Annotated in this window: 21 protein-coding genes; 16 read left to right on the forward strand and 5 right to left on the reverse strand. The window is 72.1% G+C overall.

From position 1 onward, the window contains the following. Window positions 1–11: 11 nt before the first annotated feature. The 3 genes from BUS84_RS34560 to BUS84_RS34570 all read left to right on the forward strand — a co-directional run bounded on the left by BUS84_RS34560 (window position 12) and on the right by BUS84_RS34570 (window position 3,259). Window positions 12–644, forward strand: coding sequence for a transcriptional regulator (locus BUS84_RS34560; RefSeq protein ID WP_244298821.1), 633 nt, complete (start codon window positions 12–14; stop codon window positions 642–644). A gap of 426 nt (window positions 645–1,070) precedes the next feature. Next, entirely contained in the window at window positions 1,071–2,639 is a 1,569-nt protein-coding gene (locus BUS84_RS34565) for an MFS transporter (RefSeq protein WP_074318531.1), read from the forward strand. 11 nt (window positions 2,640–2,650) lie between these two features. Continuing rightward, complete coding sequence (locus BUS84_RS34570; protein WP_074318532.1) at window positions 2,651–3,259, forward strand: TetR/AcrR family transcriptional regulator; 609 nt, start codon at window positions 2,651–2,653, stop codon at window positions 3,257–3,259. A gap of 19 nt (window positions 3,260–3,278) precedes the next feature. Here BUS84_RS34570 and BUS84_RS34575 read toward each other — a convergent pair whose 3' ends face one another. Next, a complete protein-coding gene (locus tag BUS84_RS34575; RefSeq protein ID WP_074319339.1) occupies window positions 3,279–5,198 on the reverse strand; it encodes a helix-turn-helix domain-containing protein in 1,920 nt (639 codons plus the stop codon). 14 nt (window positions 5,199–5,212) lie between these two features. Then, complete coding sequence (locus BUS84_RS34580; RefSeq protein WP_074318533.1) at window positions 5,213–5,995, reverse strand: 3-hydroxybutyrate dehydrogenase; 783 nt, start codon at window positions 5,993–5,995, stop codon at window positions 5,213–5,215. Window positions 5,996–6,278: 283 nt separating this feature from the next. Between BUS84_RS34580 and ruvC the strand changes: the two genes are divergently transcribed. From ruvC to BUS84_RS34620, 8 genes are all read left to right on the forward strand, one after another. After that, a complete protein-coding gene (ruvC, locus tag BUS84_RS34585) occupies window positions 6,279–6,806 on the forward strand; it encodes a crossover junction endodeoxyribonuclease RuvC (protein ID WP_074318534.1) in 528 nt (175 codons plus the stop codon). Continuing rightward, window positions 6,803–7,405 (forward strand): Holliday junction branch migration protein RuvA, encoded by a 603-nt coding sequence (ruvA, locus tag BUS84_RS34590; RefSeq protein WP_074318535.1) that lies wholly within the window; start codon window positions 6,803–6,805, stop codon window positions 7,403–7,405. The genes ruvC and ruvA overlap by 4 nt, the downstream gene beginning before the upstream one ends. Window positions 7,406–7,460: 55 nt before the next feature. Beyond that, window positions 7,461–8,528 carry a Holliday junction branch migration DNA helicase RuvB gene (ruvB, locus tag BUS84_RS34595; RefSeq protein ID WP_074318536.1) on the forward strand — a complete coding sequence of 356 codons (1,068 nt, stop codon included), beginning with the start codon at window positions 7,461–7,463 and terminating at the stop codon, window positions 8,526–8,528. Between the two features lie 122 nt (window positions 8,529–8,650). Then, on the forward strand, window positions 8,651–9,007 hold the full coding sequence (yajC, locus tag BUS84_RS34600; protein WP_074318537.1) for a preprotein translocase subunit YajC: 357 nt from the start codon (window positions 8,651–8,653) through the stop codon (window positions 9,005–9,007). Window positions 9,008–9,281: 274 nt separating this feature from the next. Further along, a complete protein-coding gene (secD, locus tag BUS84_RS34605; protein WP_208869798.1) occupies window positions 9,282–11,201 on the forward strand; it encodes a protein translocase subunit SecD in 1,920 nt (639 codons plus the stop codon). A 1-nt stretch (window position 11,202) separates the two neighbouring features. Beyond that, window positions 11,203–12,396, forward strand: coding sequence for a protein translocase subunit SecF (gene secF / locus BUS84_RS34610; protein ID WP_074318539.1), 1,194 nt, complete (start codon window positions 11,203–11,205; stop codon window positions 12,394–12,396). Between the two features lie 101 nt (window positions 12,397–12,497). Next, window positions 12,498–13,064 carry an adenine phosphoribosyltransferase gene (locus tag BUS84_RS34615; RefSeq protein ID WP_074318540.1) on the forward strand — a complete coding sequence of 189 codons (567 nt, stop codon included), beginning with the start codon at window positions 12,498–12,500 and terminating at the stop codon, window positions 13,062–13,064. Window positions 13,065–13,237: 173 nt separating this feature from the next. After that, on the forward strand, window positions 13,238–15,760 hold the full coding sequence (locus tag BUS84_RS34620; RefSeq protein WP_074318541.1) for a RelA/SpoT family protein: 2,523 nt from the start codon (window positions 13,238–13,240) through the stop codon (window positions 15,758–15,760). Window positions 15,761–15,851: 91 nt separating this feature from the next. On the opposite strand, the gene BUS84_RS34625 is transcribed toward BUS84_RS34620, so the two are convergent. Then, window positions 15,852–16,691: a peptidylprolyl isomerase gene (locus BUS84_RS34625; protein ID WP_074318542.1), complete on the reverse strand. Its 840-nt coding sequence runs from the start codon at window positions 16,689–16,691 to the stop codon at window positions 15,852–15,854. A gap of 59 nt (window positions 16,692–16,750) precedes the next feature. Beyond that, entirely contained in the window at window positions 16,751–17,635 is an 885-nt protein-coding gene (locus BUS84_RS34630) for a peptidylprolyl isomerase (protein ID WP_074318543.1), read from the reverse strand. A 266-nt stretch (window positions 17,636–17,901) separates the two neighbouring features. Here BUS84_RS34630 and BUS84_RS34635 point away from each other — a divergent pair, with 266 nt between their 5' ends. From BUS84_RS34635 to BUS84_RS34645, 3 genes are all read left to right on the forward strand, one after another. Further along, window positions 17,902–18,621 (forward strand): MBL fold metallo-hydrolase, encoded by a 720-nt coding sequence (locus tag BUS84_RS34635; RefSeq protein ID WP_074318544.1) that lies wholly within the window; start codon window positions 17,902–17,904, stop codon window positions 18,619–18,621. Between the two features lie 69 nt (window positions 18,622–18,690). Continuing rightward, a complete protein-coding gene (hisS, locus tag BUS84_RS34640) occupies window positions 18,691–20,019 on the forward strand; it encodes a histidine--tRNA ligase (RefSeq protein ID WP_074318545.1) in 1,329 nt (442 codons plus the stop codon). A 70-nt stretch (window positions 20,020–20,089) separates the two neighbouring features. Further along, a complete protein-coding gene (locus tag BUS84_RS34645; RefSeq protein WP_208869800.1) occupies window positions 20,090–21,031 on the forward strand; it encodes an acyl-ACP desaturase in 942 nt (313 codons plus the stop codon). Window positions 21,032–21,164: 133 nt separating this feature from the next. Here the strand turns inward: BUS84_RS34645 and BUS84_RS34650 are convergent, their stop codons facing one another. After that, the gene (locus tag BUS84_RS34650; protein ID WP_074318546.1) at window positions 21,165–21,686 is read right to left on the reverse strand and encodes a PaaI family thioesterase; all 522 of its coding nucleotides are present in this window, start codon (window positions 21,684–21,686) and stop codon (window positions 21,165–21,167) included. A 55-nt stretch (window positions 21,687–21,741) separates the two neighbouring features. On the opposite strand from BUS84_RS34650, the gene BUS84_RS34655 reads away from it, so the two are divergent. After that, entirely contained in the window at window positions 21,742–22,218 is a 477-nt protein-coding gene (locus tag BUS84_RS34655; RefSeq protein WP_074318547.1) for a winged helix-turn-helix transcriptional regulator, read from the forward strand. A 285-nt stretch (window positions 22,219–22,503) separates the two neighbouring features. Further along, the gene (locus BUS84_RS34660) at window positions 22,504–23,550 is read left to right on the forward strand and encodes a S1 family peptidase (protein WP_074318548.1); all 1,047 of its coding nucleotides are present in this window, start codon (window positions 22,504–22,506) and stop codon (window positions 23,548–23,550) included. Window positions 23,551–23,587 lie beyond the last annotated feature (37 nt).

A 23,587-nucleotide genomic window follows, 5' to 3' on the forward strand; every position in this document is an offset into this window, starting at 1 on the left:
GGGTACGTCTGGTGCTGAGCGATCCGATGCCGGCGGAGGCCGTGGAGACCGTGCACAAGCGGGTCTCGCTGGCGGCCGAGGACCTGGACGGCAACCGTGTCGCCACGATGATGCTGGAGCTGGCCGGAGAGTGGGGCGTGCCGGCGCTCTGGGAGCAGGTCTGCCAGCCGCTGCTGGCCCGGCTGCCGGGGCGCACCGCCAGCGAGATCGCCGTCGAGCACGCCCTCTGTGCGGGCGTGCGGGTCGGGCTGGACGTGTACCGGCGGGAGCCGGGGCGGTCGCTGCCCACCGGCGGGGTGCTACTGGCCGGCGCCGAGCGAGAAGCGCACTGCCTCGGCCTGCACGCGCTCGCCGCCGCGCTGCGCGAGCAGGGCCGTGGCTGCCTGCATCTCGGCCCCGCGCTGCCCTGGGCCGCACTGACCAGCGCGGTGCACCGGGCCCGCCCGGGCGCCGTCGTGCTCTGGTCGCAGACGCCGGTCACCGGCCGCGCGTACCGCCTGGTGCGCTTCGCCCGGGACTTCCCGCTGCTGCGGGTGTACGGCGCCGGGCCCGGCTGGATCGAGCCGCTCACCGCGCCGGCGGCCCACCTGCGGACGCTGCCGGGCGCCGTGGCCGCCTGCCTGGCCGCCCCGCGACCAGGCTGATCTCGGCGGCTCGCCGCCCGCGCAACAGCGGTTGGCCCGCGAACTTCTCCCGGGGCTCGCTGTGCGGGCCGAGCTGGCTCGCGGGCAGGGCGGGGACGGTGCGCTCGCCGCGGGGCACGGAGACGTTCACGCTCGCCAGTCAAGAGCCGATGGTCAGCCCCCACCCTTTGCTCTGCTTCAACCGACGCAACACTCACGGCCCACAACCGTTGCTCGGGTTGAAGCAGAGCAAAGGCGGCGGAGGGTGCCCCCGGCCGGTTCGGATGCCGACGGGACTGGGGGATTGGGCGCCCGAACGGGCGTGACGCCGGCCACATACGATACGGATCGGTTCCGTATCGTTAATGCCGGTCGTAGTCTGTCCGCAGTTACGAGTCTGGCCCGTATCGTATTGCGCTGCGGGTGAAACCGGGGGGAGAACCGGGCATGGAGCTGCACGACAACACCGGACATCCGAGGAGGTGGCCGATCCTGGGGGTGCTGGTGATCAGCCTCCTCGTCGTCGTCCTCGACAACACGATCCTCAACGTCGCCCTGCGTACCCTGGCCGACCCGGTGCACGGCCTGGGCGCCAGCCAGGGCCAGCTGGAGTGGGCCATCAACTCCTACACGCTGGTCTTCGCCGGGCTGCTGTTCACCTTCGGGGTGCTCGGTGACCGCGCCGGCCGCAAGCGCTTCCTCATAATCGGGCTGGCGCTGTTCGGCCTGGCGTCGCTGCTCTCCGCGTACGCCCAGAGCCCCGCCCAGCTGATCGCGGCCCGCGCACTGATGGGGGTCGGCGGCGCGGCCATCATGCCGGTGACGCTGTCGATCATCTCCAACGTCTTCGACCCGCGCGAGCGTGGCCGCGCCATCGGCGTCTGGGCCGGGGCGGTCGGGCTCGCGGTGGCAATCGGCCCGATCCTCGGCGGCGCGCTGCTGGAGCACTTCTGGTGGGGCTCGGTCTTCCTGATCAACGTGCCGGTGGTCGTCGCCGGCGTGCTCCTGGTCGCCCTGCTGGTCCCCGAGTCGCGCGACCCGCGCCCCGGCCGGGTCGACGTGCTCGGCGTCCTGCTCTCCGTGATCGGCCTGGTCGCCCTCTCCTACGGCATCATCGACGGCGGCGAGCACGGCTTCGGCCGCCCGGTGGCCTGGGGCTCGATCCTGGTCGGCCTGGCGGTGCTGGCCTGGTTCGTGCAGCACGAGCGGCGCAGCGACCACCCGTCGCTGGACGTCCGGCTGTTCCGCCTGCCCCGGTTCGCCGCGCCGGTGGCCATCGTCGGCCTGGTGTTCTTCGCCGCGATGGGCGTGATGTTCTTCAGCTCGTTCTACCTGCAACTGGTACGCGACTACAGCCCGCTGCAGACCGGCCTGCTCTTCCTGCCCTTCGCCGGCGCCCAGCTGATCTTCGCGCCGCGCAGCGCTGCCATGGTCCGCCGCTACGGCGGCCGGGCGGTCGCGACCGTCGGGCTGGCGCTGACCACGGCGGCACTGGCCGCGTTCGCCTTCGTTGACGCGTCCACCCCGATCTGGGTCGTGCTGGTCGTCTTCTTCTTCCAGGGCGTCGGAATGGCCAACATCATGCCGCCGGCAACCGAGTCGATCATGTCGGCGCTGCCCCGGGAGAAGGCCGGCGTGGGCTCCGCGGTGAGCAACACCGTCCGCCAGGTGGCCGGTGCGCTCGGCGTGGCGGTCCTCGGCTCGGTGCTCTCCGCGGTCTACCGGGCCGACGTGGACGGCGCGCTGACCGGCCTGCCCGCGCAGGCCCGCGACGCGGCCAACGAGTCGATCTCCGGGGCGTACGCGGCGGCCGGGCAGCTCGGCCCCGCGGGGCCGGCGCTGATCTCGGCGGCCAACGACGCCTTCGTCACCGCCATGCACTGGGCGGCGGCGCTCTCCGCGGTGGTCGCCGCGCTCGGGATCCTGGTGGTGCTGCGCTGGATGCCCGGCCGGGAGGCCGTGGCGGATGCGCCAGCGGCACCGGTCGCCGAGCCCGAGTTGGCCGGGACGGCCTAGGTTCGGGGACAATGTCCGACATGACCTCCACTGCCGATGCTCCGCGGTCGCCCGGGCGACCGCGGAGCCTCCGCGCCGATGAGGCGATCATCGAGGCCACCCTCGACCTGCTCGCCGAGGGCAGCACGATCGAGGCGCTCTCGATCGAGGCGATCGCCGCCCGCGCCGGGGTCGGCAAGGCCACCATCTACCGCCGCTGGGCCGGCAAGGACGCGCTGCTGCTGGACGCGCTGCGCCGGCTCAAGGGCATCCTGCCGCAGCCCGAGGGGCACTCCGTGCGGGATGACCTGGTGCTGCTCGTCGGCGCGATCGGCAAGAACGTCGACCCGCGAGCGGCGAAGATCATGCCCTGCCTGGTGCCCGCGGTGAACCGCAGCCCCGACCAGTTCCAGCTCTACCAGAACATCATCGCCCCGCGCCGGCAGCTGATGCGCGAGGTGTTGCGGCGCGGCATCAGCGAGGGCCTGCTCCGGCCGGACATCGACCTGGAGGTGACCATGGCGCTCCTCACCGGGCCGATGCTGATCCAGCGGGTGCTGCAATGGAACCCGGAGCTGGACGAGCGGACCCTGCCAGGGCAGGTCGTCGACACCGTGCTGGAGGGCATCCGCACCCGCTGACCCGCACCCCGGCCGGTGGTCAGCCGGCCGGCGCGCGCAGCCGGTGCAGGCGCAGCGCCAGCTGCACCTCCAGCGCCCGCTCGGGCTTCTGCCAGTCGGCGCCGAGCAGCTGCCCGACCCGCTCCAACCGCTGGGTCACCGTGTTGACGTGCACGTGCAGCTGCTCGGCCGCCCGGGCCAGGCTGCCGCCCACCCCGAAGTACGCCTCCAGCGTCTTCACCAGCGCCGTTCCCCGCCGAGCGTCGTAGTCGAGCACCGGCCCGACGGTGGCGGTGAGGAACTGGGCCACGTCCTTCTCGCCCCGGTCACTGACCGTGCCCAGCAGCAACCCGACGAAGCCCAGCTCCGCCGTGCTCGAACCCTGGCCGGAGCGGCCCAGCGCGCCCAACGCGGTGAGGCAGCGGTCCGCCTCGTGGAACGCGCCGGCCAGCGTCGCCGGCCCGGCCGACGGGCCGCTCGCCCCGGCGGTCACCGGTCGGCCCGTCACCCGGGACAGGTCCCGGGCCACCGAGCGGGCGCTGCCACCGGCGTCGCGCCCGGGCAGCATCAGCACCACCCGACCGTCGCGCGCCGCCGCCAGCCCACCGCGCGCCGAGGCGTACGTGGTGGCCCAGGAGAGCACCCGCTGCCGGGCCGACCCGGTGGCCGCGATCGCGTCGTCGCCCACCGCCACCAGCACGTGCGGAGCGTCCAGATCCACCCCGAGGCGCCGGGCCCGGCTGCGCAGCGCGTCGGTGTCCCGCAGCGGCCGGGCGATCAGGTCGTCCAGCAGCTCGCCGCGGACCCGACCCTCCGCCTCCGCCACCGTGCGCCGGAACAGCAGCAGCAGAGCGGTCACCAGCGCGGCCCGCTCCAGGATCCGCTGGTCGGCGTCGACCAGCTCGTCGTCCGGGCGCAGCACCAGGGCGCCCAGGTTCTCCGCGCCCGCCACCACCGCCGCGTACCAGAGCGGGCCCCGGCGCACGCTGCGCCCCTCAGTCCGGGACGCGGCCACCGCCTCGACGATGTCCGTCCGGTCCGGCTCCTCGATCTCACCGACGCGGGCCAGCAGCCGCCCCTCGGCGTCCAGCGCCAGCAGCGCGCCGTCCAGCACCTCGGTCACCGCGGCCGCCACGTCCTCCACCCCGCCGCCGCGCAGCACCAGCGCGGTCATCCGGTCGTGCGCGGCCGCCGCCCGCTCCACCGAGCTGCTGTGCGCCCGGATGGTGGTGTTCGCCGCCGACAGCTCGGCCAGCGCCGAGCGGGTCTCGGCCAGCAGCCGGGCGGTGTCGATCGCCACGGCGGCGTGCGCGGCGAGGGAGACCAGCAGCGCCACCTCCTCCCGGGCGAACGGCCGGGCCGAGCGGTTGGCCGAGTAGAGCACCCCGATCGAGGTGGAGCCGAGCCGCAGCGGCACCCCGAGGATCGCCACCAGGCCCTCCTCGCCGACCCCGGCGTCGATCTCCCCGGTGTGGTGGAAGCGCTCGTCCTCGCCGTAGTTCGCGGTGACGTACGGCGCGCCGGACTGGGCCACCAGGCCGCCGAGGCCGGCGCCCATCGGCAACCGCAGCCGCTGGAAGCGGGCCGAGACCGACCCGTCGGTCACCCGCATGTAGGTGTCGCCGCGCTCGTCGTCGTTGAGCGTCATGTAGGCCACGTCGGCGCCGAGCAGGTTGCGGGCGCGGTGCACGATCGCCCGCAGCACGTCGTCCAGGTCGCGCAGCCCGGCCAGGTCGCTGACCGTGTCGTACAGGCCGGACAGCTCGGTCTCCCGGCGGCGCCGGCGCTCCAGCAGCGCGCGGACCCGCAGCGCCACCGTCTTCGCCTGCTCCAGCTCGGCCAGGCGGTCGGCGGGCAGCCCGGCGGCCCGCGCGGCCACCAGCGGTCCCTCGAACTCGACCGCCGCGGCCTCGCGGGCGAGCAGTTCCAGGAACTCCACCGGCGACGACATGGTCGACATTGTGCTCAGCCCCACTAGTTGGCCGTCCAGCCCCCGTCGAGCGCGATCGACGCGCCGGTGATGAACGCCGCCGGCGGCGAACAGAGGTACGCCAGCAGCTCCGCCACCTCCTCCGGTTCGATCAGCCGCTTGATCGCGGCCCGGGCCAGCATGATCTTCTCGATCACCTCGGCCTCGCCGATGCCGTGGCTGGCCGCCTGGTCGGCGATCTGGCTCTCCACCAGCGCGGTGCGCACGTACGCCGGGTTGATGCAGTTGGCGGTCACGCCGTGCGCGGCGCCCTCCAGCGCCACCACCTTCGACAGCCCCTCCAGCGCGTGCTTCGCCGAGACGTAGGCCGCCTTGTACGGCGACGCCCGCAGCCCGTGTACCGAGGAGATGTTGACGATCCGGCCCCAGCCGCGCGTGTACATGTGCGGCAGCGCGCGACGGATGATCAGGAACGGTGCCTCGACCATCACCCGCTGGATGTACTCGAAGCGCTCGACGGGGAAGTCCTGCACCGGCGCCACGTGCTGGAGCCCCGCGTTGTTGACCACGATGTCCACGTCCACGTCGAGGCGGTCCACCGCGGCGGCGTCGGCCAGGTCCACGCCCTCGGCCCGGCCGCCGGCCTCGGCGGCCACCGCCTTGGCCGCCTCCAGGTTGCGGTCCAGCACGAGCACCTTGGCGCCGGCCGCGCCCAGCCGCAGGGCGCACGCCCGCCCGATGCCGCTGCCGCCCCCGGTGACCAGGGCGGTCCGACCGGCGAGGTCGACCTGTACGACGTGGGGGACCGCCACGGGTTCTGCCGTCATGGCGCAAGAAGTTACGAGCTGTGTGGCCCCGGGCACATGGGCCGACGACACATACTCGCCACCCAAGCTGTGTGGCCCCGCCGCAGCCGCCCCGCCCGCCGGGCCTCGCGCCCGACTCCCGTCGATCAGGGAGGCGTGGTCCCCGATCGGGGCGGCTTGGTGGCCGTTGTGACCCACCACAACTCCATGATCGACCGGGGCGGGCGTGTCTCGTGGGGCCGGTGGGAGCGGGGGCAGTAGGGTGTCGAACACACGTACTGCTGACGGTCGGGGAGGGGGCGACGTGCGGGTTCTCGGTGTCGACCCGGGGCTGACCCGGTGCGGGGTGGGCGTGGTCGAGGGCGTGCCCGGCCGGCCCTGCACCCTGATCGCCTACTACGTGGTCTACACCGACCCGGCCGACGACCTGTCGCTCCGGCTGCTGCACCTGGACCGGTCGCTGACCGACCTGGTCGCCGAGCACCAACCGGAGAGCGTCGCCGTCGAGCGGGTGTTCAGCCAACACAACGTCCGCACGGTGATGGGCACCGCGCAGGCCAGCGGCATCGCCGTTCTGGCCGGAGCGCGCGCCGGGCTGCCGGTGCAGACGTACACCCCGAGCGAGGTCAAGGCGGCGGTGACCGGCTCCGGTCAGGCCGACAAGGCGCAGATGACCGCCATGGTGACCCGGCTGCTGCGGCTGGCCGAGCCGCCGAAGCCAGCCGACGCCGCCGACGCGCTCGCCCTGGCCATCTGCCACGTGTGGCGCGGCGGGACCCGCTCCAAGCTGGCCGCGGCGGCCGACCGGGCACGACGAGGAGGAGCACGATGATCGCCAGCGTGCGCGGCACGGTGACCGCGACCGGTCCGGACCAGGCCGTGATCGAGGTCGGCGGGGTCGGCCTGGCCGTGCACTGCGCGCCCGGGACGCTCGCCGAGCTGCGGGTCGGCCAGATCGCCCGGCTCGCCACCAGCCTGGTCGTCCGGGAGGATTCGCTGACCCTCTACGGCTTCGCCGACGACGACGCCAAGGCGCTGTTCGAGCTGCTCCAGACCGCCAGCGGCGTCGGCCCGAGGCTGGCCCAGGCGGTGCTGGCCGTGCACACCCCGGACGCGGTCCGCAAGGCGATCGCCAACGCCGACACCGCCGCGCTGACCCGGGTGCCCGGGATCGGCAAGAAGGGCGCCGAGCGACTGGTGCTGGAGCTGCGCGACCGGATCGGCCCGGTGCCGATCGGCGCCGACGGGGTGACCGGGGTGACCGGCGGCAGCTGGCCCGAGCAGGTCCGCCAGGCGCTGGTCGGGCTGGGCTGGACCGCGGGGCAGGCCGACCAGGCGGTGGCCGCGGTGGCGGAGACCGTCGACGGCGAGACCCCGCCCGTGCCGGTCCTGCTCAGGCAGGCCATCCGCCTGCTGGGTCGTACCCGATGAGCGCGAGGAGTGAGCCGGGTTTGCGAGCCCCGCAGTCGCGAATGAAGAGGGCGCTGTGAGTGAGACCGAAGGGCTCGTCTCGGCGTATGTCAGTGACGCCGACCGGGACGCGGAGGCCACCGTACGGCCCAAGCGGCTGGCCGAGTTCATCGCCCAGGACCGGGTCCGCGATCAGCTCGACCTGTTGTTGCAGGGCGCCATGCGGCGGGGCTCCCCGCCGGACCACATCCTGCTCTCCGGCCCGCCCGGGCTGGGCAAGACCAGCCTGGCCAACATCGTCGCCGCCGAGCTGGGCGCGGGCATCCGGGTGACCAGCGGCCCGGCGATCGAGCGTTCCGGTGACCTGGCGGCCATCCTGACCAGCCTCGCCGAGGGCGACGTGCTGTTCATCGACGAGATCCACCGGATCGCGCGGCCAGCGGAGGAGCTGCTCTACAGCGCGATGGAGGACTTCCGGGTCGACGTGGTGGTCGGCAAGGGGCCGGGCGCCACCGCCATCCCGCTGGACGTCGAGCCGTTCACGCTGGTCGGGGCGACCACGCGGTCGGGCCTGCTGACCGGGCCGATGCGGGACCGGTTCGGCTTCGTCGCGCACCTGGATTTCTACGCCCCGGCGGATCTGGAGACGCTGCTGCACCGCTCGGCGCGGATTCTGGGCGTGCCGATCACCGCCGAGGGCGCGGCCGAGATCGCCGGCCGGTCCCGGGGCACCCCGCGGATCGCCAACCGGCTGCTGCGCCGGGTCCGTGACTACGCGGAGGTGCGGGCCGAGGGTGTGGTCAATCTGGGTACGGCCCGCGCCGCGCTGACCGTGTACGACGTGGACGCGCTCGGCCTGGACCGGCTGGACCGGGCGGTGCTGACCGCGCTGGTCGACTCGTTCCGGGGTGGTCCGGTGGGGTTGTCCACCCTCGCCGTGGCGGTGGGGGAGCAGCCGGACACGGTCGAGGAGGTCTGCGAGCCGTTCCTGGTCCGCGCCGGCCTGCTGGCCCGTACCCCGCGCGGCCGGGTGGCCACCGAGGCCGCCTGGCGGCATCTGGGCAGAACGCCGCCGAATGGTACATTTGGTGTGGATGTCCCACCGGCGCCCGATCTGTTCTCGTTGGACGCCGAACAGCCGTGATGTGAACGTGATCTGCACCGCATTCGGTGTTCTCAGGTGCAGGGATTAGACTTCGCCGCGGTCTGTACAGGACGTGAGAATCCGCCTCCGCTCCGGCACCCCATGTGCCGGGCAGGTGGCCAATGGGAAGGTCAGTAACCGTGCATTACGCAGCAGCGGGTGGCGGGGCCGGCAGCTTCACGCCGATCCTGATGATCGCCCTGCTCTTCGGTGTCATGTACTTCATGATGATCCGCCCCCAGCAGAAGCGCCGCCGCGAGGCGGAGTCGATGCAGTCCAACCTCGGCCCCGGCGACGAGGTCGTGACCATCGGCGGGCTCTACGGCACGGTCACCGGCATCGAGGACGACACCGTCCTGATCGAGGTCGCCCCGGGCGTGCAGACCCGGTACGCCCGGCCGGCCATCGCCCGGGTGGTCACCCGCGCGGAGCTGCCGAGCGAGCCGGTCACCGAGGACGCGGACACCGTCAAGGAGTGACCCTCCCTCCCGGGGATGGTCGGGTTCGGCGTACGGCCGGCCCACGCCCCGGGGCCGCCGCGCCCGACGGGGCAGCGGACGTGACGTGAAAACTGGATAGTTGGGTCGACGCCGGGCGTCGGCACGTTCCCGTGACCGTCGGCGTCCCGCGCCGGCGCGTCCGGCCATCGTGTCGGCCCCTCGCCGACCCAGGTCAGACCCGTCGGCCGGGACCCCCGGTCCGACACCCGCCGCCGCCGCGCGCGGCGCGACCGTACAGGGAGACAGGACAACCGTGGCACCACCTCAGGGACAGATGCGCCCCGGGCGGCAGCTCGCCGTGCTCGGGTTCATCTTCGTCGTCCTCTATCTTTTGGTGTTCTTCTCCGGCGCCAGCGGCAGCTTGAAGGACCGGCTCGAGCCCCGGCTCGGCCTGGACCTCATCGGCGGCACCCGGGTGACGCTGGAGGCGACCAACAGCCTCGACGGCAAGCCCCCGACGGCGGAGAACCTCGAGGAGGCCCGCCAGATCATCGAGAGCCGGGTCAACGCGTTCGGCGTTGCCGAGGCCGAGGTGGTCACCGAGGGCAACCGGAACATCGTCATCTCCCTGCCCGGTGAAAACCGGGATCTCACCGACGTGGGCAGCGCGGCCGAGCTGCGCTTCCGCAAGGTGCTCAAGGCCGCCGACGGCAGCGGAACGGCTGCGGTGCCGCCGCCGGCCGCCACGCCGGCTCCCTCGGGCAGTGCCAGCCCGGTCCCGTCCGGCAGCGCGTTGCCGACCCCGTCGGGCAGCGCTGCTCCGAAGGTGACCACGTCGCCCAGCGGCGGGCAGGGCGGGATGGCCCCGGCGCCCAGCGCCAGCGCCACGCCGACCCCCTCGGCCTCGGCCTCGGCCTCGCCGAGTGCCGCCGCGCCGTCGCCGAGCGGCAGCGCCGAGCCGGTGCCGGCCAGCATCGAGGAGCAGCGAAAGGCCGTCGAGCAGAAAGTCGGCGCCCCCGCCTGGCAGGCCGCCAGCGGGCTGCAGGCCCCGGCGGACCTGGCCGCCGACCCGTCGCTGGCCGACAAGCTCAAGCCGTTCGGCACGCTGTCGCCGCAGGAGGTGGCGGTGCTGCCGGCGCAGATGCAGTTCAACGTGCCGACGATCGGCTGCGCGCAGCTCGACAAGCGCCCGCCGGCGTCGATCTCCGACCCGAAGCAGCAGGTCGTCTCCTGCGAGGACGGCGCTTCCAAGTACCTGCTCGATCAGGCCAAGGTGCTCGGCACCGACGTGTCCGACGCCGACGCGGTGCTGGACCAGACCAACGCCTGGGTGGTCAGCCTGGACTTCACCGGCGACGGCCAGGGCAAGTGGACCAGCCTCACCCGTGAGGCGTTCAACAACGAGGGCCAGGCCTGCGACGCGACCGCGCTGGGTCAGGACGGCAAGTGCCGGGTGGCCGTCGTGCTGGACAACGAGATCGTCTCCTCCCCGGAGATCCAGGGCGTGCTGACCGGCAACTCCCAGATCACCGGTAACTTCACCCAGAAGGACGCCAGCGCGCTCGCCAGCCAGCTGCGCTACGGCGCGCTGCCGGTGACCTTCGAGCAGCAGGAGCAGCAGAACGTCACCGCCACGCTGGGTGCCAGCCACCTGCGCGCCGGTCTGCTGGCGGCCGGCATCGGCATGCTGCTGGTCATCATCTACGCGTTCTTCTACTACCGGCTGCTCGGCTCGGTGATCTTCCTGAGCCTCATCCTCTCCGCGCTGCTGGTCTTCGGCGCGCTGGTGGTGCTCGGCCGGCAGATCGGCTTCACGCTCACCCTCGCCGGCATCGCCGGCATGATCGTCTCGCTCGGTGTGGCGGCGGACTCGTTCGTCATCTACTTCGAACGGTTGAAGGACGAGATCCGGGAGGGGCGCAGCCCGCGCAGCGCCGTGCCCCGTGCCTGGATCCGGGCTCGCCGGACGATCATCTCGGCCAACGCGATCACCCTGCTCTCCGCGGTGGTGCTCTACGTGGTCTCGGTCGGCACGGTCAAGGGCTTCGCGTTCGCGCTCGGCCTGGCCACCGTGCTGGACCTGGTCGTGGTCTTCCTCTTCCGGCACCCGATCATGACGATGTTCGCCCGGACCCGGGCGTTCCTGTCCCCGCGGGTCAGCGGTCTGGGCCGGGCGCTTCCGGCCCGCACCCAGCAGACTCAGCCCCGCAACCCGCGCGCCAAGGAGGCCTGAGATGGCTCAAAACGGTCTGGCGAGCCGCCTCTACAACGGCGAGGCCGGTCTCAACGTCGTCGGCCGGCGCAAGCTCTGGTTCGGTGTCGCCGGAGTCCTGGTCCTGATCGCCATCCTCAGCTTCTCGATTCGTGGGTTCAGCCTCGGCATCGAGTTCGCCGGCGGCAACTCGTTCCAGGTGCCGGCCAGCGTCGGCACCCTGGAGCAGGCCGAGGAGGAGGTCAACTCGGCGCTCGCCGCCGAGAACACCGGCATCGAAGTGGCCACCGCACAGAAGGTCGGCGGCCCCGGTGGCGACTCCTACGAGCTGCGCACCGGGCAGCTGAGCGCTGACCAGGCCAACGCGGTCAAGGCCCAGATCGCCGAGGACCTCGGCATCGACGCCAACCAGATCAGCGGCAACCAGGTCAGCGAGGCGTGGGGCAGCCAGGTGACCGAGCGGGCCATCCTCGGCCTGGTCATCTTTATCGCGCTGGTGATGGTCTACCTGATCCTGCGCTTCGAGTGGCGGATGGCCGTCGCCGCGGTCTCCTCGCTGTTCATGAACCTGATCCTCACCGCCGGCATCTACTCGCTGGTCGGCTTCGAGGTCACCCCGTCGACGATCATCGGTTTCCTCACGATCCTGGGCTTCGCGCTCTACGACGTGGTGGTGGTCTTCGACAAGGTTCAGGAGAACACCCGGGGCATCACCGCCAACAACAACCAGACGTACAGCGAGGCGGCCAACCTGGCCGTCAACCAGAGCCTGATGCGGTCGCTGAACACCTCGGTGGTGGCCCTGCTGCCCGTCGGTGGTCTGCTCTTCATCGGCGCCGGCCTTCTTGGCGCCGGCACGCTGAAGGACCTCGGCCTGGTGCTGTTCGTCGGTATGGCGGTGGCGTTCCTGACCTCCATCCTGGTGGCCACGCCGCTGCTGGCGCTGCTGAAGAACTACGACCCGCGGATCCAGGCCCACAACAAGCGGGTGCTGGCCCGCCGGGGTGCGCTGTCCCGTGGCGAGGTCACGCCGAAGGGCGCCCCGAGCCCGGCCCAGGCCGACGGTGCGAACACCCCGGTCGACGCGGACTCCGCCGCGCTGGCCGGCGCCGCCCCCAAGGTGGGCGCCCGTCCGGCGGGTAAGCGGCCGACCGGCGCCCGGGGCGGTCGCCCCGGTGGCGGCGGCAACCGGCCGGGCGGCGCCAAGCGGCGCTGAGCGACCCCCGGGGCGGACCCGGGAGGAAACACCCGAACGGCGTCCGGCATGCTGTGCGAGCATGCCGGACGCCGTCGTCGTTGGAAGGAAGCGGAACAGCCGTGACGGAGACCCACAGCACCGCGGCGCGCGGAGACAGCGGCCCGGAGGTCGCCCGGCTGGTGGCCAGTCGGGTGCTGGACGTGCCCGACTTCCCCCAGCCCGGTGTCGTGTTCAAGGACCTGATGCCGCTGTTCGCCGACGGTAAGGCGTTCCGCGAGGTGACCGACGGGATCGTCGCGTACCACGGGCGGGAGAGCTTCGACGTCGTGGTCGGCATCGAGGCGCGCGGGTTCGTCGTCGCGGCGGCCGTCGCGTACGCGGCCGGGGTGGGCGTGGTGCCGGTGCGCAAGGCCGGCAAGCTGCCCCGTCCGGCCCACTCGGTCTCCTACGCCCTGGAGTACGGCGAAGCCACGCTGGAAGTGCACGAGGACGCCTTCACCGCCGGGCACCGGGTGCTCGTGGTCGACGACGTGCTGGCCACCGGCGGCACCGCCGAGGCGACGCTGGACCTGGTCGAGCGGGCCGGGGGGACCGTCACCGGGTTCACCGTGCTGCTGGAGCTCGCCTTCCTGGGGGCCCGGAAGCGGCTGGCCCCGCGTCCCGTCCATGCCCTGCTGACCGTTTGAGCCTGCCCGGACCCGTCGGGCGGACCGGGCGCCGACCGTCCGGCGGAGCGGCAGGGGACCGTCCGTGCGGGTAGCATTGCCCTTTGCTGACGCCGGCGGTACGCCGTCCGTCGGCGCGAGACCAGGCCGGCCGACGTACGGCCGGTGTGTTCCGGCGAGCGGTGAGGAGGCCGGTGTCCCACGATGTCGTCCCTCCGGTGGAGGGCACGGTGCACCCGACAGGCGACGCTGACGGCTCGGTGACGGAGCGGAACGGTGACGCGCCGACCAGGGTGACGGGCGCCGGCAACGGCTCCGCGAAGGTTCCGGCCGAGGGCGCGGTGCGTCCGACCGTTGCGGCGTCGGGCGCTGAGGCGTCCCCCGGTGCCGATGGGGTCGTGGTCCCGTTCCGGACCGACGCCGGCCTCGACCCGCTGCCGAGCGGTGGCTTCGGGCTGTCCAACGCGCCCACCGGCCGGCGGGTCCGGGCCCGGCTCGCGCGGTTCAACGCACCGTGGCAGACCTCGCAGGTCAGCGAGGTGCTGGAGCCGCTCATTGCGAGCCACCGTGACAACCACCCCAAGGCTGACGTCCGGCTGCTCCAGCGCGCCTTCGACACGGCCGCGCGGTGGCACTCCGGGCAGTACCGCAAGTCCGGGGACCCGTACATCACCCACCCGCTCGCGGTGGCCACCATCCTGGGCAACCTGGGGATGGATACCACCACGCTGGTCGCCGCGCTGCTGCACGACACCATCGAGGACACCGAGTACACCCTCGACCAGATGCGCGCCGACTTCGGCGGCGAGGTCGCCCTGCTGGTCGACGGCGTCACCAAGCTGGACAAGGTCAAGCTGGGCGACGCGGCCAAGGCCGAGACGATCCGCAAGATGGTCGTGGCCATGGCCAAGGATCCGCGGGTGCTGGTGATCAAGCTGGCCGACCGGCTGCACAACATGCGCACCCTGACCTTCCTGCCCCGCCCCAAGCAGGAGCAGAAGGCCAAGGAGACGCTGGAGATCCTGGCCCCGCTGGCCCACCGGCTGGGTATGAACACGATCAAGTGGGAGCTGGAGGATCTTTCCTTCGGCACGCTGTTCCCGAAGCGCTACGAGGAGATCAACCGGCTGATCGGGGAGCACCAGCCGCAGCGCGAGGCGCTGCTGCGGCAGGTGACGCAGAAGGTGCAGACCGACCTCAAGGCCGCCAAGATCAAGGCGGAGACCACCGGCCGGCCGAAGCACCTCTACTCGATCTACCAGAAGATGATCGTGCGGGGTCGCGACTTCAACGACATCTACGACCTGGTCGGTGTGCGGATCCTGGTCGACACGGTGCGGGACTGCTACGCCGCGCTGGGCGTGATCCACGCCAACTGGCAGCCGGTGCCGGGCCGGTTCAAGGACTACATCGCGATGCCCAAGTTCAACATGTACCAGTCGTTGCACACGACGGTCATCGGGCCCACCGGCAAGCCGGTGGAGATGCAGATCCGCACCTACGCGATGCACCGCACCGCGGAGTTCGGCATCGCCGCGCACTGGAAGTACAAGGAGCACAAGGGCACCCAGATCGTCGGCCCGCCGGCGCACATCGACGAGATGACCTGGTTGCGGCAACTGCTGGACTGGCAGCGCGAGGCGGCCGACCCGAGCGAGTTCCTGGACGCGCTGCGCTTCGACCTGTCCAGCCAGGAGGTGTACGTCTTCACCCCGAAGGGTGACGTCATCCCGCTGCCGACCGGGTCGACGCCGGTGGACTTCGCGTACGCGGTGCACACCGAGGTCGGGCACAAGTGCATCGGCGCGCGGGTCAACGGCAAGCTGGTGCCGCTGGAGTCGACGCTCTCCAACGGCGACGTGATCGAGATCTTCACCTCGAAGTCCGAGACCGCCGGCCCGACACAGGACTGGCTGGGCTTCGTCAAGAGCCCACGCGCGCGCACGAAGATCCGCCAGTACTTCAACAAGGAGCGGCGCGAGGAGGCGATCGAGGCCGGCAAGGACGCGATCGTCAAGGCGATGCGCAAGCAGGGCATGCCGTTGCAGCGGATGCTCACCTCGGACGCGCTGATGTCGATCGCCCGGGACCTGCACCTGGCCGACGTGGCCTCGCTCTACGCGGCGGTCGGCGACAGCCAGGTCTCCGCGCAGTCGGTGGTGCAGAAGCTGATGGCCGCGTACGGCGGCGAGGAGGGCGCGGCGGAGGACATCGCCGAGACCGCCGTCGCCACCCGGCCGCCGCGCAGCCGGCAGAGCAGCAGCGATCCCGGCGTGGTGGTCCGGGGCGTCAGCGACGTCTGGATCAAGCTGGCCCGCTGCTGCACCCCGGTGCCGCCGGATTCGGTGTTCGGCTTCGTCACCCGCTCCGGCGGGGTGAGCGTGCACCGCGATGACTGCGCCAACGCCGAGGACCTGCGGGCGCAGAGCGAGCGGGTGGTCGAGGTGAGCTGGAAGCTGACCTCCGCGTCGACGTTCCTGGTGGCCATCCAGGTGGAGGCTCTGGACCGGCACAAGCTGCTGGCCGACGTCACCCGGGTGCTCTCGGACGAGCGGGTCAACATCCTGTCCGCCACCGTCACCACCACCCGTGACCGGGTGGCGGTGAGCCGGTTCAGCTTCGAGATGGCCGACCCGAAGCACCTGGGCCACCTGCTGGCCACGGTCCGCAAGGTCGACGGCGTCTTCGACGCCTACCGGGTCACCTCCGGCGCCTGACCGCCCGCGCCGCGTACCCCGCGGCAACGGTCCCCGGACACACGAAAAGCGCCCGCCGGCTCAGCCGGCGGGCGCTTCGTCGTCTCGGGTGTCAGCCCTGCGGCGCGCTCATCGTGAGGTCGTTGATGACGACCTCCTTCTTCGGGTGGCCACCGCCGGCCTGCTGGGCGAACGCCCCGTCGTCGCCGGTCTTGGCCACGTCCTTGACGATGTCCATGCCACCAGTCACGGTGCCCAGCACGGTGTACGCCGGGTCCAGCGGCGAGTCGCCGTAGACGATGAAGAACTGGCTGCCGGTGCTGCCCGGCTGGCCCGAGTTGGCCATCGCGATGACGCCCTCCGGGTACGGCGGGCGCTTGTCGGTGGGCAGGTTCTCCTCGGGCAGCTTGTAGGTCGGGCCGCCCGTGCCGTCGCTGTCCCGCCAGCCCTTGCCGGTGGCGCTCGGGTCACCGCACTGCAGCACCTTGATGCCCTCGGTCACCAGGCGGTGGCACTTGGTGTTGTCGAAGAAGTTCTTCTCCGCGAGGTGGGTGAAGCTGCCCGCCGTGCACGGCACCAGCGACCGGTCGACCTTGGCCGTGATCGGGCCGAGGTTGGTGGTGATCGTCATGGTCTGCACGCCGGTGCCGGACTGCTGGTTGCTCGGCAGCCCGACGTCCTTGATCTGCGGGCTCCGCTGGTCGGCGGGCAGCTCGTTGTAGACGCACTCGGTCGCGCCGGGCGCCTGGGCGGCGGTGTCGGTCTTGTCGTCGTCGCCGCCGAGGCTCATCGCCAGCCAGACGGTGCCGGCGACCACGAGCACCAGCGCGGCGGCCGCGCCGATGATCGCCTGGGTCTGCCGGCGCTTGCGGGCCTTGGCCGCGCGCTCGGCCATCTCCTTCTCGAGCCGGGCGCGTGCCGCCGCGCGCTGCCGCTCTCTGGTGGACGTCACGCCTGGATCCTCCTGGCTGTCTGCTTCTGGGTGCCGCTCGGGCGGGGTCGGGCCATCGGTCAGCCGGCGCTCGGGCTGCTGGCCGGGGTGCCGGAGGCCGACGGCGACGGTGCCGCGGCGGTGACCGGCTCACCAACGGTGAGGCTCTGGATCACCACGTCGGTCTTGGGCTTGACCTTGGCCCCCGTCCCATTGTCCACGGTCGGCAGGGCACCGATCTTTTCCACCACGTCCAGCCCGCCGGTCACCCGGCCGATCACCGGGTACTTCGGGTCGGTGGTGGTGAAGTCCTTGAAGAAGATCAGGAACTGGCTGCCGTTGCTGCCCGGCGGGTTGGAGATCATCGCCACGGTCCCCTTCGGGTACGTGGGCGGCTGGCCGGGCGCCGGGCTGGCCGACGGCGACGCCGACGGCACCGTCGGCACGTCCTCGTCGTAGAACGAGTAGGTCGGCCCGCCGAGGCCGGTGCCGCTGGGGTCGCCGCAGCGCAGCGCGCCGTCGGCGGTGATCTCGTGGCACTTGGTGTTGTCGTAGAACGACCGGCTCGCGAGGTGGGCGATGCTCGCCGCGGCACACGGGGAGTTGGTCAGGTTCAGCTCGGCGGTGATCGGCGCACCCTGGTTGGTGGTCACGGTCATCGCCCGGGTGCCGTCGGTGGGCAGGCCCTTGGTCTCCGGCCTGCCGACGTCCTTGAGGTTGGTGTTGGCCGTCGCGTCCTGCGGCGTCCAGAGGCAGGTGTCCTCCGCGGCCGTGTTCTGCTTCGGGTCGGAGTCGAACGCGCCCAGTGCCCACGCCGAGCCGGCCACGATCACCGCGAGGACCAAAACGGCGCCGACGCCGGCCTGGATCTGCCGACGGCGCCGCACGGTGGCGGCCCGGCGGGCCAACTGCCGGTCTAGCTTGGCCCGCGCCAGTTTGCGCTGCCGGTCCCTGCTGGAAGCCACCCGTGCTCCCCTTTCCTCTACCTGGTCGTCGCCGGCGGCCGGGCGTCCCGGCCCGTCCGGGCGTCACGTGTGCCGCGCCACACGCCCGCCAGAGTGTACGGCTAGCGACTGGGAATGTGGTGTACGAGGTCCACCCCGCTGCCAGCAGCCCTTATCGGGCGATGTCACTGTGCTCTGCGGGGCGGGTGGGGCGGACGCGGCAAACCCGCTCGCCCCGCCGGTTAGGCTGCTGGGCAGGACGACAGCTCGACGGAAGGACAGCGCGCGTGCTCGTGGCCGGCTTTCCCGCGGACGCCTTCGGCACCAACTGCTACGTGGTGGCCACGGCGCCGGGGGAGCAGTGCGTGGTGGTCGACCCCGGCATCGGGGTGCTCGACCAGCTCGACGCCCTGCTCGCCGAGCACCGCCTGCACCCGGCCGCTGTGCTGCTCACCCACGGTCACCTTGACCACACCTTCTCGGTCGCGCCGGTCTGCGGTGCCCGCGGCATCACCGCGTACGTCCATCCCGGCGACCGGGAGATGCTGGCCGACCCGGCCAAGGGGCTCTCGACCGACCTGACCTCGCTCTTCGGCGGCCGGTTGAGCTACACCGAGCCGGAGGACGTGGCGGAGCTGACGGACGGCGCCACCCTCGCGCTGGCCGGTCTGGAGATCGCGGTCGACCATGCCCCGGGCCATACCGGCGGGTCGGTGCTGTTCCGGCTGCCCGGCGCCGGGTCGGGCTGGGAGGCCGACGAGCTGTGCCTCTCCGGCGACGTGCTCTTCGCCGGCTCGATCGGCCGCACCGACCTGCCCGGCGGCAGCATGCCGGCGATGCTCACCAGCCTGCGCGACAAGATCCTCCCGCTGGCCGACGACACCGTCGTGCTGCCCGGCCACGGCCCCAGCACCACCATCGGCCGTGAGCGTGCCAGCAACCCGTACCTCATCGAGGTGGCGCAGGTCGGCGGCGGCCGGCCGGCGACGCCCACCCGGGGCCTCTAGATCTGTCCGCGCCGCGCGCGGACCCACGACAGCACCGCGCCGTGACGCGGGACCGCAAGGAGTACTCCGATGAGCAAGCCCACGCCCATCTCCGGCTTCCCGGAGTGGACCCCCGGCCAGCGGATGGTCGAGCAGTTCGTGCTCGACCGGATCCGGGCCACCTTCGAGCTGTACGGTTTCGCCCCGCTGGAGACGCGCGCGGTGGAGCCGCTGGACCAGCTGCTGCGCAAGGGCGAGACCTCGAAGGAGGTCTACGTGATCCGGCGGCTGCACGCCGACGCCGAGGGCGCGAGCGGCGACGACCAGCTCGGCCTGCACTTCGACCTCACCGTGCCGTTCGCCCGGTACGTGCTGGAGAACGCCGGCAAACTGGCTTTCCCGTTCCGGCGCTACCAGATCCAGAAGGTGTGGCGGGGTGAGCGGCCGCAGGAGGGGCGCTACCGGGAGTTCGTCCAGGCCGACATCGACATCGTCGACCGGGACACTCTGGCCCCGCACCACGAGGCGGAGATGCCGCTGGTGATCGGGGACGCGCTGCGCGCGCTGCCGATCCCGCCGGTGACGATCCAGGTCAACAACCGCAAGATCTGTGAGGGCTTCTACCGGGGCATCGGGCTGACCGACCCGGAGGCGGTGCTGCGCGCGGTGGACAAGCTCGACAAGATCGGTCCGGCGAAGGTGGCCGACCTGCTGGCGCAGACCGCGGGGGCGAGCGAGGCGCAGGCCAAGGCGTGCCTGGCGCTGGCCGAGATCTCCGCTCCGGACGCCTCGTTCGCCGACGCGGTCCGCGCGCTCGGGGTCGACGACCCGCTGCTGACCGAGGGGATCGAGGAGCTGGTCCGGGTGGTGGAGACCGCCGCCGAGCACTCGCCCGGGCTCTGCGTGGCGGACCTGCGCATCGCCCGCGGCCTGGACTACTACACCGGCACGGTCTACGAGACCCAGCTGCGCGGCTACGAGCGGTTCGGCTCGATCTGCTCCGGCGGCCGGTACGACAACCTGGCAAGTGCCGGCGCCACCTCGTACCCCGGGGTGGGGATCTCGATCGGCGTGACCCGGCTGCTCGGCCTGCTCCTCGGCGCGGGCGAGCTGTCGATCTCCCGTGAGGTGCCGACCGCCGTGCTGGTCGCGGTGACCAGCGAGGAGCGGCGCGGCGCCAGCAACCGGGTGGCCGAGGCGCTGCGGGGGCGCGGGGTGCCGACCGAGGTGTCGCCGAGCGCGGCGAAGTTCGGCAAGCAGATCCGCTACGCCGAGCGGCGCGGCATTCCGTACGTCTGGTTCCCGGGTGCGGACGAGGCACCGGACGAGGTGAAGGACATCCGCTCCGGCGAGCAGGTCACGGCCAGTGCGGGGGAGTGGATGCCGCCCCGCGAGGACCTGAAACCGGCGGTTGGCTGAGCGCTCTACTGGCGCGTACGGCCACGGGGACCTACGGTAGCGTAAGTTACGCCACCGTAGGGAGTTTCTCGTGACCGTGAGCACCACGCTGAGTCAGACCGCACTGCTCGTCGAGTTGGAGCCGGTTGTCGCGCGCAACCTGGATCGCCATCTCTCGCTGGCGAAGGAGTGGTTCCCGCACGAGTACGTGCCGTGGAGCGAAGGGCGCACCTTCGACGGGCCGCTCGGCGGCGAGGCGTGGTCGCCGACCGACTCCACCATCCCCGACGTGGCCCGCACGGCGCTGATCGTCAACCTGCTGACCGAGGACAACCTGCCCTCCTACCACCACGAGATCGCCACCCTGTTCGGCCGGGATGGCGCGTGGGGCACCTGGGTGCACCGGTGGACCGCGGAGGAGGGCCGGCACGGCACGGCGATCCGCGACTACCTGACGGTCACCCGGGCGGTCGACCCGGTGGCGCTGGAGCGGGCCCGGATGACGCACATGTCCGAGGGTTACGAGAACGCGCACGGGGACGAGGTGCTGCATTCGCTGGCGTACGTCTCGTTCCAGGAGCTGGCCACCCGGATCTCGCACCGCAACACCGGCAAGGCCACCGGCGACCCCGCCTGCGAGGCGCTGCTGGCCCGGGTGGCCGCCGACGAGAACCTGCACATGGTCTTCTACCGCAACCTGCTCGCCGCCTCGTTCGAGCTGGCCCCGAGTCAGGCCATGCGGGCGGTCGCCGACGTGGTGGCCGACTTCCAGATGCCGGGCAACGGCATCGAGGGCTTCGCTCGCAAGTCGGTGGCGATCGCCCTGGCCGGCATCTACGACCTGCGCCAGCACCGCGACGAGGTGCTGCTGCCGGTGCTGCGCCAGTGGGACGTGTTCAACGTGACCGGCCTGAACGCCGACGGCGAGGCCGCCCGTGAGCAACTGGCCGCTCAGCTCGACACCCTGGAGCGTGCCGCCGCCCGCTTCGAGGAGAAGCGCGACGCCCGCGCCGCCCGCCTCGCCCTGCGCTGAACCCACCCCACCCCACCGGCCCCGGCCGTCCCACCCCACGCCCACCTCTCGTTGATCATGAAGTTGGCGGGTTGTTCGATCTTCAAATCACCCGTCAACCTCATGATCAATCTGTGCGGGGGTGGGGGTCAGGTCAGGCTGGGGGGTCGAGGGGGAGGGGGAAGAGGAGGCAGCTGCTGGTGGCGTGGGCGATGAGACGGGCGTCGGCGTCGGTGAGCCGGGCCTCGGCCAGGGCGGTGCGACGGCCACGCTGCAGCACGGTGCCCTCGCAGCGCAGGATTCCGCTCGCGACGGTGACCGGACGGAGGAACTTCACGCTCAGGTCCAGCGAGGTGTAGCCGACGCCGGCGGGCAACGTGGTGTGCACGGCGCAGGCGGCGGCGGTGTCCAGCAGGGTGGAGATGACACCACCGTGGACGGTGCCCAGCGGGTTGTAGTGGAACTCCTGCGGGACCAGATCGACCGTGACCCGCCCCTCGTCGGCCTCCATCCGGGACATGTCGATCAGGTGCATCACCGGTGGCGCGGCCAACTCCCCGGCGATCATCGCCCGGAGCAGGTCGAGGCCGCTGCGCCGACCGACCTGCGCGGCGTTGGCCGCCGGATCCGACCAGGTGAAGGTACGGCTGCGGGCCGGCTCCTGAGTCTGCGTCATGGACGCAGCCTGGCAGCCCGTTGCTGAGTCTGTCAATAAGACCTAGCCTGGGCGGATGAGGCCCGCGGCGTTGGACTGGTCGGTCGAGAACTGCACCATCTCCCGAGCCATGGAGATCCTCGGTGAGCGGTGGACCCTGGTGGTGCTGCGCGAGGTGTTCAGCGGCGTACGCCGGTTCGACGACATGCGGGTGCGCACCGGCGTTCCGCGTCAGGTGCTGACCAACCGGCTGGCCACCCTGGTGGAGCAGGGCGTTCTGCGCCGCGAGCCGTACCGGGAGCCGGGCAGCCGGTTGCGCCACGAGTACCGGCTGACGGAGAAGGGCCTGGACCTGTGGCCCGTGCTGGTCGCCGTGCTCGGGTGGGGCGACCGCTACCTCGCCGACCCCGAGGGCTCGGCGCTGAGCGTGGGCCACCGCGACTGCGGTGCTCAGGTGCGCGTCGAGCTGCGTTGCGCGGACGGGCACGAGGTGGGCCAGCACCGCGACGTCGTGCCCCGCCCGGGTCCCGGCGCCCGCCGCCGTACCCCCTGACGCCGACCGCCGCCCTTTCCGCGCCGCGGGCGCCCGGCGGCGGGTGGTGTCCGGAAGGGATCTGCGGTGATGCGGTGTGACGGTGTGCGTTCGCCAGCGTGTCTGGGGTGTTGCGGCCATGTGCCGGTGAAGATCGGCGAATCCGGGCGAAACCAAAGCTTGCGAATGATCTTATGTATGTGAATACTTCAGTTCACTTGGCCGGTTTCCCCAGATCGGCTGGGTTGCCCTTTCGGGTTCGCCACCCCCGGCGAGACCCGATCCCCCGCCCAGGAGGTTTGTTACATGCGACCCACGAGGTCCTCACTCCGTGTTGCGGCCACCGTCGCCGTGGCCGGAACCCTGGTTGTCGGCTCGCTCACCGGCGCGCCCGCGCAGGCCGCCCCCGCCGCCTCGCCCGACGCCGCCGCCGCCCTCTCCGCTCAGCTCGGCGACCGCTCCGCCGGCTCGTACATCGACGCCAGCGGCAAGTCCGTCGTCACCGTGACCGACGAGGCCGCCGCCCGCAAGGCGAGCAACGCCGGCGCCACCGTCCGGTACGTCACCCGTGGCGCCGCCGAACTCAACCGGGCCACCGCGGACCTGGAGCGCTCCGCCAAGATCCCGGGCACCGCGTGGTGGAGCGACCCGGTCACCAACCAGGTCGTCGTCTCCGTGGACAGCACCGTCACCGGGGCCAAGCTGGAGCGGGTCAAGGCCGCCGCCGCGCGAGCCAACGGCGCGGTCCGGATTGAGGTCGAGGCCGGCGTGCTGAGCACCCGCATCTCCGGTGGCCAGGCCATCTACGCCGGCGGCGGCGGGCGCTGCTCGCTCGGCTTCAACGTGCGCAGCGGCAGCACCTACTACTTCCTGACCGCCGGGCACTGCACCAACATCTCGTCGAGTTGGTACTCGAACTCCGCCCAGACCTCGCTGATCGGCACCCGTACCGGCACCAGCTTCCCGGGCAACGACTACGGCATCGTGCGGCACAGCAACTCGGCCAACGCCGCCGGCAACGTCTACCTCTACAACGGCAGCTACCGGGACATCACCGGCGCCGGCAACGCCTCCGTCGGCCAGTCGGTGCAGCGCTCCGGCAGCACCACCGGCCTGCGTTCCGGCTCGGTGAACGCGACCAACGCCACGGTGAACTACGCCGAGGGCTCGGTCTCCGGCCTGATCCGCACCAACGTCTGCGCCGAGCCGGGCGACAGCGGTGGCTCGCTGTTCAGCGGCGGCACCGCCCTGGGCCTGACCTCCGGTGGTAGCGGCAACTGCCGCACCGGCGGCACCACCTACTTCCAGCCGGTCACCGAGGCACTGAGCCGCTACGGCGTCAGCGTCTTCTGATCGATCCACCGCCCGCGGGTCGCCGGAGTCCTCCGGC

Source organism: Micromonospora cremea (genome assembly GCF_900143515.1).
Taxonomy (GTDB): domain Bacteria; phylum Actinomycetota; class Actinomycetes; order Mycobacteriales; family Micromonosporaceae; genus Micromonospora; species Micromonospora cremea.